Source organism: Streptomyces sp. ERV7, assembly GCF_001653515.1.
Classification (GTDB): domain Bacteria; phylum Actinomycetota; class Actinomycetes; order Streptomycetales; family Streptomycetaceae; genus Streptomyces.
Window position 1 is genome coordinate 515,036 of sequence record NZ_LYOY01000051.1, and the last position, 16,053, is coordinate 531,088.

Sequence of the window (16,053 nt, forward strand, 5' to 3'; positions counted from 1 at the left end):
GGCCGGGCGCTAGTCCGGCTCACCCCTCCCCCGCGCGGCCGCTCCCCGCAGGGCGCGCACGGCCAGGAGCAGGACGCCTATGTCGTCCAGATAGATGGGGTCGGGGAGCAGGTCGACCGGGCTGATCACGTACAGCAGCGCGCCCCAGTAGGCGGCCTTGTGGGTCAGGGGGATGCCGGCGTCCCGCAGGATCCTGCGGGCCCGGATCAGCCGGATGGTCAGGACCGCCGCGACCAGCGCGGTGGCGAGGAGCGCCAGTGCGGCAAGGACCAGGCCCACCGTCACTCCCGTACTGGGCGAACCGGCCAGATCGGCGTGCGGGGTGTTCATGGTGTCGAAGGCGGCCAGGGCAGGCGGCCCGCACGGATCCGGGGCGCCGCCCGGTCGGGCGGGTGGACGTCACCGGTCGCGATGTTCACCTCGACGACCTCCACAGCCGTCATCCACTCGGTCGTACTCTGCGTCACAGCACGGAACTCCTTCTCGGCCGCGAGCTTGTAGAGCGTCCGGCCCCGTCAACTGTGTCACGGATGGCCACCTCATCCACTGTCGCGGGGCGGCGACACCGATCGCGAGGACCGCCAGGCCGATCGCGGTGCGCCGTTAGGATGCGCGGGATTTGTGGATCTCACAGGGGAGGGTCATGAAACTCATCCGTATACCCGGCCGACTGCGCACCGCCGCCGGCGCGTTCGCCGTCGCCACGGGGGTGCTCACCGGGATGCTCGTGGGGCCCGTGGAGACCGCCAGCGCCGCCACCGTCACCACGGGCCCGGTGTTCAACGATCCGACCGGGGACAGCACGGCACAGCAGGCCATCCGCAGCCAGGTCCGGTCCGTCGTCGCCAACGCCGACAGCGGAACCTCGCTGCGGCTGGCCATGTACCACCTGTGGGACGAGACCGTCGCGAACGAACTGGTCGCCGCCAAGACGGACCGCGGCATCAGCGTCAAGGTGGTCCTGGACGCGAGCACCAGCGAATACCCGGCGTCGTACGACATCCTGCGGACCGCTCTCGGTACGGACACCACGAAGAGCTCGTACGTGAAGCTGTGCGCCACCGGCAGCTCCTGTCTGGGTCCGGCGGGCTCCGGCATCAACCACAACAAGTTCCTGCTGGTCGGCAGCGTGGGCGGCGGGGCCCAGAAGAACGTCGTGGTGCAGCTCACCTCGAACCTGACGCCCTCCAACTACACGCGCTACTGGAACAGTTCGGTCACCGTCGTGGGCAACACCGAGCTGTACGGCGGCTACCTCTCCTACTTCGACAAGCTGCCCGCGCAGAACCGCGGCGCCTGGTCGTACACGTACGGCAACGCGGGCGACTACAAGTACTACTTCTTCCCGCGCGCGGGCACCGACGCGACCACCGACACCGTCGTGAACGCGCTGGACAACATCACCTGCCGCTGGACCGACACCGCCGGTTCGCACCGTACGACCGTCCACGCGGCCATGTTGAAGATCAGCCGTCAGGCCGTGGCCGACAAGCTGCGCGCACTCGCCGGGGCGGGATGTCTGGTGGACCTCGTCTACAGCGAGACCGACACCGGGACGTGGAACGCCCTGCACGGAGTCTCCGGCATCACCAACCGCTGCTACCAGCACGATGACGACGCCGACAGCACCACCCCGAACCGCATTGTGCACTCCAAGAACGTGCTGGTGGACGGCATGTACGCGGGTACCGCCCAGAAGCTGATGTGGACTGGCAGCCACAACTGGAGCGGTCCGGCCCTGCGCGACAACGACGAGGCGATGCTGCGTATCACCACGCCTTCCGTCTACAGCGCGTTCGAGGCCAACTTCCAGGCGGCACGGGCCGCGGCCGTGCCGGGCGCCGGCGACAACGTCACCGCGTGCAAGAGCGAGTAGACGCGGAGGGGGCGCACAATGACCCGCCGCAGGTTGGAAGAGGAGCGAGGCCGATGGTGAGGGCGCTGGGTCGTGTAATGGCGCTGGCGTAGTGCGCCCCTTTTCACCGAAGGACAAGGCATCACCAAGAGTGCTGATGGAATCGTTCCGCTCGTCGCATTCGAGGCGTCGTATGCAGCTGCCGCACCCGCCGTGGTCCGGACCTGAAAGGCTCAAACATTACCCTCAGAGTCCGATTGTCGGATAATCATATAAAGCTTGGCATCCTTGCGTTCCCCGACTGACCTGCGGATACCGTTGTCCCTGACCGCCTCCCGACTCCCCGGGTGGTGGTGACATTCAGTCAGAGGGAAGAGAAGGAGTCGTCATGAAGAAGGCGTACGAGGCACCGACGCTCGTCCGGCTGGGTTCTTTCCGGAAGAAGACGGGACTTCTGCAGCGCCACGGGAATGACCGCCTCATTCTCAGCAAGAACTGACGGTCGACGGTACATTCATTCGACGTCATGAATGACACGCACGCAGGTGCGAGTCCGGGCCGCGGCGACGCGTATTTCGCGGTCTTTCCGGACCGTGAGGACGCGGCCGTCGCGGCCCGCCTCTTCACCCGCCCCGGAACTCGCATCGTGCCCCACGCCTCGGGACGCCCCTGGCTCGTCGGCCGGTGGCACGACGACGAGATCGTGACCGCCCAGGCCGGCCCGGCAGCCCTCGCCGTCATCGGCTGCAGCCCACTCGACGCCACCCAACTGCGCCAACGCACCGCGCAGTTGCGTGACCTCGCCCAGCTCGACGCGCTGGCCCGCTCCACTCCCGGCAGCTTCCATCTGGCGGCCGTACTCGACGGCCGGCTGCGCGTGCAGGGCACCGCCTCCGGACTCCGGCTCGTCTTCCACGCGGAGATCGACGGAGTGCGCGTGGCCGCCACTCGCGCCGACACCCTCGGCGCGGCCCTCGGCAGGGAGCCCGATGTGGAGCAGGTGGCCGTCCGGCTGCTGTGGCCGGTCCCCCATCCGATGCTGGAGACACCCCTGTGGCAGGGCGTCACCGCCGTACCCCCACAGGACGCTCTCCTCATCGCGGCGGACGGCCGAACCGCCCGTCACTCGCGCTGGTGGACACCTCCCGAGCCGGTACGGGCCCTCGCCGTCGGCGCGGACCTGGCCCGCGACGCCCTCGCCGACGCCGTCACCACCCGTACCCGACAGGGCGGCACGGTCAGCTGCGACCTCTCGGGGGGCCTGGACTCCACATCCATCTGCTTCCTCGCCGACCGCTCCCCCGCCCATGTCGTGGCCAGCACCTGGCCCGGACGCGATCCCGCCGACACCGATCTGCACTGGGCCAAGCAAGCCGCCCAGTTCCTGCCGGACGTCGACCACGTCGTCTGGGACGCCGACGCCTCTCCGCTCGTGTACGACGATCTGCTCACCATCGACGACCTGGTGGACGAGCCGACCATCGGCGTCATGGACCGCTCACGCGTGCTGCACCACCTGCCCGCCATGGCCGAGCGCGGCAGCCGCCTGCATCTGACCGGCATCGGCGGCGACCATGTGGCCTGGTGCTCCGAGGCGTACTACCACCGGCTCCTGCGCACCCACCCCTTGTTCGCCCTACGGCAGTTGCGGGGCTTCCGCGCCCTGTGGCAGTGGCCGCTCGCCGGCACGGCGCGCGCCTTGGGCGACTCACGCCCGTACGGGAAGTGGCTGGCGGACTGCGTCGGGCACCTGCGCGACCCCCTGCCCACCACCGTCACCGGCGCCCTCGGCTGGGGCGGCACGCCACGCCTGTTCGACTGGGTGACGCCCGAAGGCGAGCGGCTGGCCACGCGGGCGCTGGCCGCGGCGGCCGAGCAGGCACAGCCGCTCCACCGTGATCGCGGACTGCACGCGGATCTGGAACAGATCCGTTCCTGCACGCGCATCATCCGCCAGTGGGACGCGATGGCCGCCAAGGCCGGGGTGCCGATGGCGTCGCCTTTCCTGGACGACCGCGTCATCGAGGCGTTCCTCGCGGTCCGGCCCAGCGAGCGCGTGTCGCCCTGGCAGTACAAACCCCTGCTGGCCGCCGCCATGCGGGACGTCGTCCCGCAGGTGTGTCTGCGGCGCAGCAACAAGGCCGCCGCGTCCATGGACGCCTCCAACGGGCTGCGTGAGCACCGCGCCGATCTGCTGGCGCTGTGGGAGGACTCCCGGCTGGAACGCCTCGGCCTGGTCAGCGGCGACGCGCTGCGCGGCCTCGCCCAGCGGCCCGCCACGCCCGGACTCCAGCAGGCCATCCTCTACTCCACCATCGCGGCCGAGGTGTGGCTGCGCGGTCTGCCGCGCGGCGCGAAGGCCGGGGCGACCACCTCCACCTGACCCCTGAGCGAAAGGCCGACACACCATGGCACTGCGGTTCGCCACCGACGTCTCCACCGCCAGCACCGACTACGGAACCGTCCTCCTCGATCAACGCAGCGGCCAGTACTGGGAGTTGAACCCCACCGCCACATTGATCATCGAGGCGCTGCTCGCGGGCCAGGACGAGGCAGCGGCCACGGACGCGGTCGTCGCGGAGTTCGACATCGACCGCGAACGGGCGCAGAACGACGTCACCCAACTGGTCGCCGAACTGCGCGCCTCGGGACTGGCCGCATGACCACTCCCAGCGCGCTCGAACGTCCCAGGAACGTGCCCTTCGCCCGGAAGCTGGGCGCCCGGCTGGTCCTGCTTCCCGCCGTCGTGCTCTCCTTCCTGCCGCCGCGCCGCATCCGCGGCGTCCTCAACCTGGTACGCCATGGCGCCGCACCCGCGACGGCCGCCCAGGCGAAGAACGCCCGCGACGCGATGTGCGCGGTGAGCCTGCGCTGCGCCGGCCCGCGCGGCTGCCTGCCCCGCTCACTGGGCGCCGCGCTGCTGTGCCGACTGGGCGGCAGCTGGCCCACCTGGTGCACCGGGGCGCGAGTCGTCCCGCCCTTCACCGCCCACGCCTGGGTCGAGGCCGACGGCCGCCCGGTCGACGAAGGAGTGCCCGACGACTACTTCACCCGGCTGATGGCGGTCGCCCCGGTGAGTACACGCGTTCCATGACCCGGTCGCAGCGGGAGGACCCCGACCGGACGATCCGGGGCGCGATCGCCACCATGTTCCGGCTCACGGCCGGGCACCGGGGCGCCATGACAGTGGCCACAGGGCTGACGCTCGCGGGCTCCGCCCTGGGGCTGGCCCAACCGCTCGTCGCCAAACGCATCGTGGACGCGAGCGGAGCGGACGGGGCGTTCTGGTCGATGCTGGCGCTCCTCGGCACGCTGTTCCTCCTCGAAGCGGCCACCGGGGCGATCGGCCGGTTCCTGCTGGAGCGCATGGGTGAGGGCATCGTGTGCCGACTGCGCCACGGACTGGTCAGGCATCTGCTCCGGCTGGAGATGAAGGAGTACGACCGGCATCGCAGCGGCGACCTCATCTCCCGGGTCACCTCCGATACCACCGTGCTGCGGGAGGTGGTGGCCCAGGCACTGGTCGACCTGGGCACGGGGGCCGTCGCGGCAGCGGGCGCGATCGCCCTGATGATGTGGCTGGACCCGCTGCTGCTGCTCCTGGTCACCCTCACGGTGGCCGCCGCCGCACTGATCGTGGCCTCCCTGCTCAAGGGCATCAGGGCCGCATCCGAGCACATGCAGAACTCGGTCGGCGCCATCGCCGCCGAACTGGAGCGCGCCCTGGGCGCGCTGCCGATGGTCCGGGTGCACCGGGCCGAGGAACGCGAGGCGGCACGGATCGGCGAGCGCATCGACCAGGCGTACAGCGCCGGGGTACGGACCGCTCAGCTGGCCTCGGTGATGAGCCCCGCCGTCGAACTGGCCGTCCAGGGCTCCTTCTTGCTCGTCCTGGTCATCGGCGGTCTGCGGGTGAACGGCCACACGGGCTCGCTCGGCGACCTGGTCGCCTTCCTGCTGTACGCCTCGTACCTGGTCCTGCCCCTGTCGTCGGTCTTCCGGGCCGTCGGCCTCATCCAGCGCGGCATGGGCGCCTACCAGCGGGTCGCGGAGGCCCACGGCCTGCCGGCGGAACCCGAGCAGACTCCGGCGCACGCCACCGCCAAGACCACCACCCGCTCCGCCGAGCGCCCCCGGACCGCGTCACACCCGGCACCGGCCCTGGCCCTGCGGGATGTCCACTTCGGATACCAGCCGGACCGGCCCGTGCTGAGGGGCGTCTCCTTCACCGTGCCGCACCGCCACCAGGTCGCTCTGGTCGGACGGTCGGGGGCGGGCAAGAGCACCCTCTTCGCGCTGGTGGCGCGGTTCTACGAACCGGATGCGGGAACCCTCCTGTTCGACGGCCGCCCCACGACCGAGCTGAGCCGCGACCGGTGCCGGGCGCGCATCGCCGTCGTCGACCAGAACACCCACGTCGTCCACGGCTCCCTGCGCGACAACATCACGTACGCCGTACCGCACGCCCGCGACACCGAGATCCACCGCGTCATCGAACTCGCCCAGCTGGAAGGGGTCGTCCGGCGCCTGCCCGGCGGTCTGTCGGGCGTCCTCGGCGACCGCGGCGGGACCCTCTCCGCCGGGGAGCGGCAGCGCGTCGCCCTGGCCCGCGCCCTGCTCGCCCGCCCCTCCCTGCTCCTGCTCGACGAACCGACCTCGCACCTCGACGCCATCAACGAGGCGGCGCTCACCACCGTCATGCGGGAAGCCGCCCAGGAGTGCGCCCTGCTGGTCATCGCGCACCGGCTGTCCACCGTCCGCCATGCCGACCGGATCGTCGTCCTGGAGGGGGGCCGGGCCATCGCCTGCGGACGCCACGAGGAACTGCTCGCCGCCAGTCCCGCGTACCGCAAGCTCGCCGCCGGGCAGATGCTCACGCCCGCAGCCGTGTCCCCGTCCGGGGCACGGAACGGCAGCCCGCGGGTGTACACCGAGAACGCCGAGCCTCACGGTGCCGAGTAGCCGTGGAGGGCGACGGCCCTGTGCGACGGACCTGTAGACGGTCCTATACGGCGGGACAGCCGTGGCGTGCCGCGGAGGCGGCGGAGAAGGCGCCGAGGAGCCGGTTCAGCTCCTTCGGGTCGCTGGTTCCGTGCGGCCCGGAAGTGCCGTCCGGCGCGCGGTCGTTGGTACGGACGAGCTTGAAGTACGCGGTGCCGAGAGAACCTCCGCACTCCACTCGGCGCTTGGAAATGTCCTTCGCGGTGCCGGGGTAGCGGCCGTCGAGGTACATCTCCTGCTCGGCCGACGGACCGTAATAGGCGGTCATGTGGAAGAGGCCCAGCTTGCCCCGCCGTAGCGCGCACTGTTCGGTCAGGGCGCGTCCGGCGGGCCGCTCGGAGACCGTCGTCACCGTCAGACGGGCGGCTGTGGGGGCGTCCACGACTCCGGCGCAGGTGCCGGCGGCCTGGGCGGCGGCGCGTTGGACCGTCTCCCTCGTACGGTCGACGGTCGTGGGACGCCCTCCCGGCTTGCCCTCACAGGAGTGGGCGGCGGCCGCCCTGCGGGCCGTCTCGGTGGCGAGACGGGCGACTTGGAGTATCTGACCGGCCGAGAGCTTCTCGGTGCGCTCGGTGGTCTCGGCCGTGACGTACAGGCCCTTGCCCGGCATGCCCGCACAGTCGAGCAGCACGGCGGCCTGCGGCTCGTGCAGGGTGGTGAAGGAGCCGTTCCAGCCGTATCCGATGGGGGTCGCGATCGCCTCGTCACCGGCGCCGTTCGCCCGGTAGGCGGCGCGGGGCCGGATCTGGAGTCGCAGGACCGGGCCGTTGCCGTGGTCCTTGGCCCACACCGAGCACCACTGGGAGTCGTAGCCGGCCCAGTCGCCGTCGTGGCCGCGCGCTGTCAGCTCGACGCCGCCGAAGAACTCCCGTGCCTCGTCGACGGCGAGGCTTCCCTGACAACGGTCGCCCAGGTCATCACCGCCGTCGCCGCGCAACCACAGCCCCCACACCAACCCGGCCGCCACGAGCACCAGCACCAGCCCGCCGATCAGCGCGGTCATCCGTCGCCTTGTCATACGTCCCCCGTCGTGCTCCCCGTCCGGTGGTGACCGAGTGGCATCGCCGCCGGTCACCACCGGGCCCGAGCCCCCTGGCTCGGTCGGTGATTCTTGATCATCCCATTGGCGGGCGTCGGCACCGCGGCTGAGCAACCCGACGTCCGATCCCGGCACCAGGGTTGTACGGGCCATGATCAAATCGGATGCAGGTGAGGTTGCGCCGTCGTCACGATCGGGGTGCTGCGGCGGAGACGTCGCCTTCCCGTACGCAGGGGCGCATAGATTGATCTGTACACGATATTTCCGCAGGTCCACGGGTCAGTGGACGGTGCGCGGAGGAGTCGTTGCCTGCCGATCCGAAGAAAGCTGTTTCATTCATGCGCCGCACCACCGTCCGTCGTACCGCCCTCGCCGCCTCCGCGCTCTCGCTGGCCCTGCTCTCCACTGCCTGTGGCTCGGAGGGGTCGGACAAGGAAGAGCCGAAGGGCAAGGGCTCGTCGAGCGCGCCCGCGACCCCGGCCGGCAAGGCCCTGTCCCAGGCCGAGCTGGACAAGCTCGTACTGGCCGAGGCCGACCTGAAGGACCACAAGATCGCCAAGGCCACCCCGGCGGACCTCGCCGCGGCCAAGACCGTCACCACCGACAAGGCCGCGTGCAAGCCGCTGGTCGACGTCATGGTCCTGCGCGGTGTCGGTACACCGGGCGCGACCGCGACCCGCAAGGTCATCGCCGTGCCCAAGGGCCCGGGCGCCAACGCCTCGGCCGAGGAGAAGGCGAAGGCCGGCCTCGACGCCCTGGGTGCCACCATCACCGCCGACACGCTGGCCTCCTACAGCGGCAGTGGCGCGGCCGATGCCCTGGCAGCCCTCAAGAAGGCGGGCACGGACTGCGCCGGCGGCTTCGCCCTGATGGCCCAGGGCGACAAGACCAACTTCACCAAGGTCGCCCCGGCCTCCTACACCGGAGGCGACGAGGCGATCGCCTTCACCTTGACCGCCGACCTGGACGGCGAGCCCGGCACCGCCCACCTGGTGGCCGTCCGCAAGGGCAGCACCCTCGCCACCTTCTACGCCCAGAGCCTCGCCGGCAAGGCGGAGCAGCCCAAGGCCGTGATCGACGCCCAGCTCAAGAAGCTCAACTGAGGGGCTGAAGCGTTCGTCGTGGCTCGACCGAGTCGGCCACGGCGAACGCCGCGGCACTGGCGGGGCACGCGGGCATCGTTGCGGATCCTGGCGGCGGTGTCCGCGTTCTCGCCGAGGCTGACCCCGGCGCCGCCGTTGCGCAGAGAACTGGGGTCGAAGACCATCACCACGCCGAAGGTGTAGCGATCGGCCCAGACGCAGATGGGGGACGTGACGGTCCGCCCCACCTTCAGGTCTGTCCGAAGGTTCTGGCACTTCATCACGGCGTCGCCCAGCCCGGTGGGATGCATCGTCCGGAGGGCGCCGACCAGAGCGGTGCGCCCACTCCGATCCGACGCGGCGTCCCGCGCCTCCTGCGCGAAGCGCCGGTCGCGCGAGTTGCCCGGGTCGAGCAGGTTTCTCCACGATGCGTCGAACGGGCTTGCCCGCAGGGGAACATCCGTCGTAGCCGTCCGCGCCATCCCAAGAACTGGGGATACCTCCCCCCTCGTACCACGCCCTAGCTTGGACGAGTCGGCCCCCGCCCGCGTTTCCCGCAAGGGGAACGTTCAGGGCTGCGGAACAGACCGGTTGGTGGTCTCCCCTTCCGCGCCGACCTCAAGGTGAGAGGCGAGGTCACCCAGATGAATTCGTTACCGGCGAAGAGCACCGCGCGCGCAAGCGATGAGGCGCTGCTCGTCGACTGTGTCCGGGCGTCGCTGTCACGCGCCGCAGCCGACTGGCTGGTACGGCCCGGGGACTTCTGGTGCCATGTCCTTCCCCCTGGGCTCAACTCCCGTGTGCAGGGCTGGAAGCTGCATATCTCCGCCACCCCGCTGTCGGCACCACTGGTCCTCGCACGCTCCGCCGACGTACTGATCCGCAACGGGTGCGCCTTCAAGTTCGCGGGAACCGTCGCGCGGGTGGGTGAACTCGTCTCCCACCGCTTCGACCGCGCCGGCGGCGGCAAGTTCCTCACGATCTACCCGGACGGCGACGACGACCTCCTCACGCTGGCCGAGCAACTGCACGAGGTGACCGAGGGGCTGCCGGGGCCGGGCATTCTGTCCGACCGACCCTGTTTTCCCGGCAGCCTGGTGCACTACCGGTTCGGGGCGTTCGGCGGGGTGCGCGTGCTGGACAACGACGGCATCCAGGCGGCGATGCTGGTCGCTCCCGACGGCACGCTCGTCCCCGACCAGCGCAAGCCGTGGTTCAGCCCGCCCATATGGGCGCCGAGTGACCCGTTCGCCCGTGACACCCCGAAGGCCCGCCCGGCCGGCGTACCCAAACCCGTCCTCCTCAACGGGCGATACCTCGTACGGGAAGTGATCCGGCACTCGTACGCCGGGGGCGTGTACCGGGCGTCGGACGAGGCCACCGGAGCGGAGGTGATCATCAAGCAGGCACGCCCGCACACCGCCGCCAACCTTCTCGGCGAGGACGTACGCGACCTGCGGCGCCGCGAAGCCACGATGCTGAAACGGTTCTCCTCCTCTCCCCTCACTCCTCGCTGCGATGGTCTGTTCGACCAGCAGGGAGAGGTCTTCCTCGTCCAGGAGGCGATCTCCGGATCCGCGCTGCGGGACTGGGTGCTGAACAACATACGGCTGGACGACACCGGCACATGGGGTCCGCCGCCGGAGACCGTCGACCGGATGGCCTTGGGCCTGGTCGACCTGGTGGAGCTGGCGCACGCCGAGGGACTGGTACTGCGGGACTTCAACCCCAACAACGTGATGGTCACCGATGACGGTGAACTGCGGCTGATCGACCTGGAGATGATCGTCGAGCCGGGCGCGCGCGTCTTCCGTGTACACACCCCCGGCTACGGGGCGCCGGAGCAGGTCAACGCGCCGAGCTTCGGGCCCGCCCCTGGACAGACGGCTGATCTCTTCAGCCTGGGCGCCACGTTGTTCTATCTCGTCAGCGGCGCCGACCCGCTCCTGAGCGCCGACCGGCCGGCCACCCGAACAGAACGCGAGCGGGCCGAGAACTGGCTCAGGCACCTCGCCCCGGGCAATGCCGCCGCACGCCGCTGCGCCCCGATCATCCTCGCACTGCTCGACGACGATCCCGAGCGACGCCCGTCGCTCGCCGCCGTGCGAGAGTTCTTCACCGGCCGGCTCGGTCGAACGGCCACCCTCAGCGGGCCGCTCCCGCCCGTACCCCTCACCACCACCAACATGGCGGAGCTGGTCACGGGCGCCGTCGAGCACCTTCTGGCCACCATGGCCCCGGACAGCACCGACAGGCTCTGGCCCACCTCGAAATCGGCCGCGGTGACCGACCCGCTCAACATCCAGCACGGCGCCGCGGGCATCCTCGGCGTCCTCGGCCGCGCATACGAGGCCGACCGCGAACCACGGCTGCGCGACGCCATCCACACCGCGGCGGAGTGGATCGACCGCCGGGTCGGACACGAGCCACGGTGTCTGCCGGGCCTGCATTTCGGCCGCTCCGGCACCGCGTGGGCACTGCTGGAGGCCGGGCGGGTCCTCGGGGACGAACGTATGGTCCGCCGCGCCGCCGAGCTGGCGAAGAAAGTACCCGTCCGCTGGGACAACCCGGATGTGTGCCACGGTATGGCCGGGACAGGACTGACCCAGCTCCGCTTCTGGGAGGCAACCGGCGAGGACGACTTCCTCGACCGTGTGCGACAGGCGGCGGACGGGCTGGTCAGCGCGGCGTGGGAGCAGGACGGTCGCCGTCTCTGGCCGATCCCGAAGGGATTCCTGCTCACCTCGCACGACATCTCCCACTACGGTTTCGCCCACGGCGCCGCCGGCGTCGGTGCCTTCCTGCTGGCCGCCGGCCGGGCCACCGGCGACGACGCCTATCTGCGGCCGGCCGTGCAGGCCGCCGAGACGCTGATCTCGGTCGCGGAGGTGGAAGACGGCGCCGCCTACTGGCGGGTCGCCGAGACCGGCGGTCTGCGCCGGTCCCACTGGTGCAGCGGCTCCTCGGGGATAGGCACCTTCTTGGTGCGACTCTGGCGCGAGACCGGTGCGGACAAGTGCCTCGACCTCGCCGACCAGGCCGCCGTCGCCGTCCGCCGTTCCCGCTGGCACGCCGGAACCACCCAATGCCACGGGCTCGCCGGCGACGGGGACTTCCTGCTCGACATGGCCCAGGCCACCGGCGACCGTCAGTACCGCGACTGGGCCGAGGAACTCGCCGCGAGCCTGCACATGCGTCATGTCCTGCGCGACGGCCGCAAGGTCGTCCCGGACGAGACCGGCAAAGACGTGCAAGCCGACTTCGGCACCGGTTTCTCCGGCGTACTGGCCTTCCTGCTACGGCTGCGTGCCGGTGGCTCCCGGCTCTGGCTGCCCGAGATGCTCGCCGGCCCCCATGGACTCGTTGCCGCCAACACCGGCGGCGACGTTCACCAAGAGAACACAGGGAGGTGAATTCGCATGGAACTCGACGTCAACGCCCTCCAGATGCTGGAGGCAACCAACCCTGACGTGGCTGCATACCCGCCCACCACCAAGTGCAGCTGCTGCTGTTACGAGTGAACACCATCGCAGCGCCCAGGAATGGGCACTGACCGGAGGTAGTGATGGAAGCAGGAGCGATGCCGACCGCACCGCCGCAGGGCACCGCGCTCGGACTGGCCCGGCTGGCACCGGCGGGCACGGCCGTGAGTCTGGTGTGCGCGACGGTCGCCATCGGGACATCGCTCCTGTTTCCCTCCCTGCTGGCCCACGCCGTCGACCGGACACTGACCGGTGCCACCCCCACCGGAACGCTCGTCCTGCTCACCGCAGTACTGCTGCTGCGGGTCCTCGCGGACACGGGCAGCGGCCTGGCACGGACGTCGGTGATGACGCGCGTGGCGGCTTCACAGCGCTACCGGCTGCTCCGCCAGGTCTTCGACCTCGGCCTTCCCGGCCTTCGCCGATATCCCGCCGGCGATCTGGTCAGCAGGATGACCGGCAACGCGGCGACCAGCGCCGGCGCGGTACCCGTGCTCGTCGAGATCCTCGTGGTCAGCGTGGTCTCGCTGGCCGGGCTCGGCGCACTGTCGCTGATCGACTGGCGGCTCGGCGCGGTGTTCCTGGCGGGAGCGGCACCCTCGGCACTGCTGTTGTGGCGCGAGACCCACAGCTCGTACCGCTCCTACGAGCGCTATGCGGAGCTCCAGGGCACGATCGCGGCGCGACTCGCCGACGCGCTGGCCGGCAGCCGGACCATCCGGGCCTCCGGCACCGCCGCGCGAGAAGTCACGCGCATCCTCGAACCCTTGCCCAAACTCGCCCGGTACGGCATGGAGAACTGGGGCATCCTGCGCACCGTCGCCTGGCAGGCCGAGCTGGCCCTGACGGGAATCCGGGTGGCGGTCCTGCTCGTGGCCGGTCTCGGCGTGGCGGACGGCCGAATGTCGGCGGGAGAGTTCCTGGCCGCGTCCATGTATCTGACCTTCGCCCTCGGCTTCCTGGACCAGGTGCACCATGTGGTCTACCTGCGCGAGGTACAGGCCAGTACGAACCGGGTGGCCGAGGTACTGGCCGCCCGACCCCAGGCGAGGGCCGACTGTTCGTCCGTCCTGCCACCGGGACCCGGAGCGTTGTCCTTCCGCCGGGTGACGGTCCGCCTCCAGGACCAGCTCGTCCTGGATTGCGCCGACCTAGAGGTGCCGGCAGGCGCGGCGGTCGCACTCGTCGGGCGGTCCGGGGCCGGCAAGACCAGCCTCGCGCTGCTCGCCGCCCGCCTCATCGACCCGGACAGCGGCACCGTCGTGATCGACGGTGTGGATGCGGCTCTGGTCGACCCCGTACACCTGCGCCAGGAGATCTCGTACGCCTTCGACCGGCCCGTCCTGCTCGGGAGAACCATCCGCGAGGCACTCACCTACGGACGACCCGAGACGTCGTCGGCGGAGGTCGAGTACGCGGCCCGGGTCGCCGAGGCGGACGCCTTCATCCGGCGTCTGCCGCAAGGGTTCGACACCGCACTGGACGACACCGCCTTCTCCGGCGGCGAGCTCCAGAGACTGGGGCTCGCACGTGCCGTGGCCCACGGTCGCCGGATTCTCGTGCTCGACGACGCGATGTCCAGCCTCGACACGGCGACCGAGGCCAAGGTGGCCGAGGCGCTGACCGAGCACCTCGCCGGGCGGACGCGCCTCCTCGTCGCGCATCGGGCGACCACGGCCGCCAGAGCCGATCTCGTCGCATGGCTGGACGGCGGGCGCATCCGCGCCTGCGCACCCCATGACGTCCTGTGGGCCACCGAGGCCGGCTACTGCGCGGTGTTCGCGTGAACCGGGCCGGACTCGCCCTGCTCGTACGGGAGTTGAGGGCACGGCGTCGCACGCTGGCCCTGGTTGCCCTGTGGTCCGCGATCGAGTCACTGCCCTCGCTCCTTTCCGGACTGCTGGTGAGCGCGGCGCTCGGCCGCTTCCTCGCTCACGAGGCCCTTTCCGGTACGGCGTTCCTCGCGATCCTGCTGGGGTCCGCGCTGGTTGCCGCGCTCGCGACCCGGCAGTTGTTCCCCCACCTGGCGGCGATCGTCGAGCCGGTGCGCGACGCGTTCGTTGCGGCCGTCGTCGACGGTGCGGTCGCCTCCGCGACCGGCTCGCCGAAGCGGGCGGACACGGCGGGAGTCTCCCGCGTCACCGAACAGGTCCAAGCGGTACGCGACCTCCTCGGCTCACTGCTGCGCATGGCCCGGCAGATCCTCTTCACCACCCTCGCGGCGCTCGCCGGGCTGTGGCTCCTCGCTCCGTCCATGGCCCTGATCACGGGCGTGCTCGTCACCGTCTCCCTGACCGTGTTCGCACTGCTGCTGCCCGGGCTCGCCGTCCGGCGCAGAAAGGTACTCCTGGCCGAGGAAGAGGTCGCCAGGACGGCGGGTACCGTCTTCGGCGGGATCCGCGACGCGCTCGCCTGCACCGGGGAGGCCGAGGCGACCCGGTCGGTGGGAACTGCCATAGACGGGTCACTGACCAGCTCGCGCGTACTCGCCCGAGCGATGGCGGTGCGCAGCCTGATCGTCTTTCTCGGCGGCCAGCTCCCGCTCGTCGTCCTGCTCGCGTCGGCGCCGTCCCTGGTCCACGCGGGCCGTCTGACGCCCGGTGAAGTGATCGGCGCGGCGACCTACCTCACCGTCGCCCTGGAACCGGCACTGCGTCAACTCGTAGGGACCGGCGGCAGTTTGTGCGTGGAGCTGGCGGTCACCCTCGGTCGCCTCGGTGAAGGCTTCGCCGGGCCGCCGGCACCAGCGCAGACAGAAGCGCAGACAGAAGCAGAGGCGGACCGGCTGGGACCTCGCCGGTACGACCTCGTCGCCACCGGCCTCACCTTCGCCTACGGCCCGCACGCCGCACCGATCGTCGACGCGCTGGACCTCTCCCTCCCCGAGGGCCGCCACCTCGCCGTGGTGGGGCCGAGCGGTATCGGCAAATCGACCCTCGCGAGCCTGCTCGGCGGCCTGCTGCCACCGCAGCGCGGCACCGTATCGCTCGGGGAAACAGACATCGGGCAGGTCCGTGAAGCCGAGCTGCGCCGACTGCTGAGCATCATTCCGCAAGAGGCGTACGTGTTCGCCGGCACGCTGCGGGAGAACCTCCGCTATCTCGCACCGCACCTGACCGACCTCGAACTCACCACCGCCGCCACCGACACCGGACTCTCCGCCCTGGCCGACCGGCTCGGCGGACTGGACGCCCGGATAGGCGCGGGCGGTGTGGAGCTGTCCAACGGAGAGAAGCAACTCGTCGCCCTCACCAGGGTGTACGTCTCCCCGGCCCGGATCGTCATCCTGGACGAGGCCACCAGCAACCTCGACCCGGCGGCGGAAGCCAGGGTGGAAGCCGCGTTCGCACGCCGCCCGGGAACCCTCGTCGTCATCGCACACCGCATCAGCTCGGCCCGTCGCGCCGAGCGCATCCTCGTACTGGACGGCGACAAGGCCCAGGTGGGCACACACGACGAACTGGTGCGCAGCTCCGCCCTCTACGCGAACCTCGTCGGCCACTGGCACCTCACGGACCCGCAACCACGGCGACGGACACAAGAAGCGGCGGGTGCCCCTGAGTGACCCGCTCAGGTGGCGTCATGTCCGTGGCG

The 16,053-nt window shown here is 70.7% G+C and carries 14 protein-coding genes; 11 read left to right on the forward strand and 3 right to left on the reverse strand.

Annotated elements, in window-relative coordinates; translation table 11 throughout:
* Positions 1 to 9: 9 nt before the first annotated feature.
* Entirely contained in the window at positions 10 to 330 is a 321-nt protein-coding gene (locus A8W25_RS25205) for a YkvA family protein (protein WP_067165312.1), read from the reverse strand.
* Positions 327 to 467, reverse strand: a complete 141-nt coding sequence (locus tag A8W25_RS34130; protein WP_158942705.1) for a hypothetical protein — start codon at positions 465 to 467, stop codon at positions 327 to 329. Before A8W25_RS34130 ends, A8W25_RS25205 begins: the two co-directional genes overlap by 4 nt.
* A 176-nt stretch (positions 468 to 643) precedes the next feature.
* On the opposite strand from A8W25_RS34130, the gene A8W25_RS25210 reads away from it, so the two are divergent.
* The 6 genes from A8W25_RS25210 to A8W25_RS25230 all read left to right on the forward strand — a co-directional run bounded on the left by A8W25_RS25210 (position 644) and on the right by A8W25_RS25230 (position 6,817).
* Entirely contained in the window at positions 644 to 1,876 is a 1,233-nt protein-coding gene (locus A8W25_RS25210) for a phospholipase D-like domain-containing protein (protein WP_067165315.1), read from the forward strand.
* A gap of 367 nt (positions 1,877 to 2,243) precedes the next feature.
* A complete protein-coding gene (locus A8W25_RS33630; protein WP_107470783.1) occupies positions 2,244 to 2,354 on the forward strand; it encodes a keywimysin-related RiPP in 111 nt (36 codons plus the stop codon).
* A gap of 27 nt (positions 2,355 to 2,381) precedes the next feature.
* Positions 2,382 to 4,238, forward strand: a complete 1,857-nt coding sequence (locus tag A8W25_RS25215; RefSeq protein WP_067165317.1) for a lasso peptide isopeptide bond-forming cyclase — start codon at positions 2,382 to 2,384, stop codon at positions 4,236 to 4,238.
* A gap of 25 nt (positions 4,239 to 4,263) precedes the next feature.
* Positions 4,264 to 4,518 (forward strand): lasso peptide biosynthesis PqqD family chaperone, encoded by a 255-nt coding sequence (locus A8W25_RS25220; protein ID WP_067165320.1) that lies wholly within the window; start codon positions 4,264 to 4,266, stop codon positions 4,516 to 4,518.
* Positions 4,515 to 4,949 carry a lasso peptide biosynthesis B2 protein gene (locus A8W25_RS25225; protein ID WP_067165323.1) on the forward strand — a complete coding sequence of 145 codons (435 nt, stop codon included), beginning with the start codon at positions 4,515 to 4,517 and terminating at the stop codon, positions 4,947 to 4,949. Before A8W25_RS25220 ends, A8W25_RS25225 begins: the two co-directional genes overlap by 4 nt.
* Entirely contained in the window at positions 4,946 to 6,817 is a 1,872-nt protein-coding gene (locus A8W25_RS25230; RefSeq protein ID WP_067165326.1) for an ABC transporter ATP-binding protein, read from the forward strand. The genes A8W25_RS25225 and A8W25_RS25230 overlap by 4 nt, the downstream gene beginning before the upstream one ends.
* A 43-nt stretch (positions 6,818 to 6,860) precedes the next feature.
* Here A8W25_RS25230 and A8W25_RS25235 read toward each other — a convergent pair whose 3' ends face one another.
* Complete coding sequence (locus A8W25_RS25235; RefSeq protein ID WP_079126368.1) at positions 6,861 to 7,859, reverse strand: hypothetical protein; 999 nt, start codon at positions 7,857 to 7,859, stop codon at positions 6,861 to 6,863.
* A gap of 374 nt (positions 7,860 to 8,233) precedes the next feature.
* Between A8W25_RS25235 and A8W25_RS25240 the strand changes: the two genes are divergently transcribed.
* From A8W25_RS25240 to A8W25_RS25255, 5 genes are all read left to right on the forward strand, one after another.
* Complete coding sequence (locus tag A8W25_RS25240; protein WP_067165330.1) at positions 8,234 to 8,998, forward strand: hypothetical protein; 765 nt, start codon at positions 8,234 to 8,236, stop codon at positions 8,996 to 8,998.
* A gap of 623 nt (positions 8,999 to 9,621) precedes the next feature.
* A complete protein-coding gene (gene lanL / locus A8W25_RS25245; protein ID WP_079126369.1) occupies positions 9,622 to 12,390 on the forward strand; it encodes a class IV lanthionine synthetase LanL in 2,769 nt (922 codons plus the stop codon).
* Between the two features lie 6 nt (positions 12,391 to 12,396).
* Positions 12,397 to 12,498, forward strand: a complete 102-nt coding sequence (locus A8W25_RS35805) for an ALQxL family class IV lanthipeptide (RefSeq protein WP_199831825.1) — start codon at positions 12,397 to 12,399, stop codon at positions 12,496 to 12,498.
* A gap of 59 nt (positions 12,499 to 12,557) precedes the next feature.
* Positions 12,558 to 14,246: an ABC transporter ATP-binding protein gene (locus A8W25_RS25250; RefSeq protein WP_067165334.1), complete on the forward strand. Its 1,689-nt coding sequence runs from the start codon at positions 12,558 to 12,560 to the stop codon at positions 14,244 to 14,246.
* The gene (locus A8W25_RS25255; RefSeq protein ID WP_079126371.1) at positions 14,243 to 16,024 is read left to right on the forward strand and encodes an ABC transporter ATP-binding protein; all 1,782 of its coding nucleotides are present in this window, start codon (positions 14,243 to 14,245) and stop codon (positions 16,022 to 16,024) included. Before A8W25_RS25250 ends, A8W25_RS25255 begins: the two co-directional genes overlap by 4 nt.
* The last annotated feature ends 29 nt before the right edge of the window (positions 16,025 to 16,053 follow it).

Coding starts and splice junctions, on each gene's coding strand:
- A8W25_RS25205 (WP_067165312.1), bottom strand. CDS start 330: ATGAACACCCCGCACGCCGATCTGGCCGGTTCGCCCAGTACGGGAGTG.
- A8W25_RS25210 (WP_067165315.1), top strand. CDS start 644: ATGAAACTCATCCGTATACCCGGCCGACTGCGCACCGCCGCCGGCGCG.
- A8W25_RS33630 (WP_107470783.1), top strand. CDS start 2,244: ATGAAGAAGGCGTACGAGGCACCGACGCTCGTCCGGCTGGGTTCTTTC.
- A8W25_RS25215 (WP_067165317.1), top strand. CDS start 2,382: ATGAATGACACGCACGCAGGTGCGAGTCCGGGCCGCGGCGACGCGTAT.
- A8W25_RS25220 (WP_067165320.1), top strand. CDS start 4,264: ATGGCACTGCGGTTCGCCACCGACGTCTCCACCGCCAGCACCGACTAC.
- A8W25_RS25225 (WP_067165323.1), top strand. CDS start 4,515: ATGACCACTCCCAGCGCGCTCGAACGTCCCAGGAACGTGCCCTTCGCC.
- A8W25_RS25230 (WP_067165326.1), top strand. CDS start 4,946: ATGACCCGGTCGCAGCGGGAGGACCCCGACCGGACGATCCGGGGCGCG.
- A8W25_RS25235 (WP_079126368.1), bottom strand. CDS start 7,859: ATGACCGCGCTGATCGGCGGGCTGGTGCTGGTGCTCGTGGCGGCCGGG.
- A8W25_RS25240 (WP_067165330.1), top strand. CDS start 8,234: ATGCGCCGCACCACCGTCCGTCGTACCGCCCTCGCCGCCTCCGCGCTC.
- lanL (WP_079126369.1), top strand. CDS start 9,622: ATGAATTCGTTACCGGCGAAGAGCACCGCGCGCGCAAGCGATGAGGCG.
- A8W25_RS35805 (WP_199831825.1), top strand. CDS start 12,397: ATGGAACTCGACGTCAACGCCCTCCAGATGCTGGAGGCAACCAACCCT.
- A8W25_RS25250 (WP_067165334.1), top strand. CDS start 12,558: ATGCCGACCGCACCGCCGCAGGGCACCGCGCTCGGACTGGCCCGGCTG.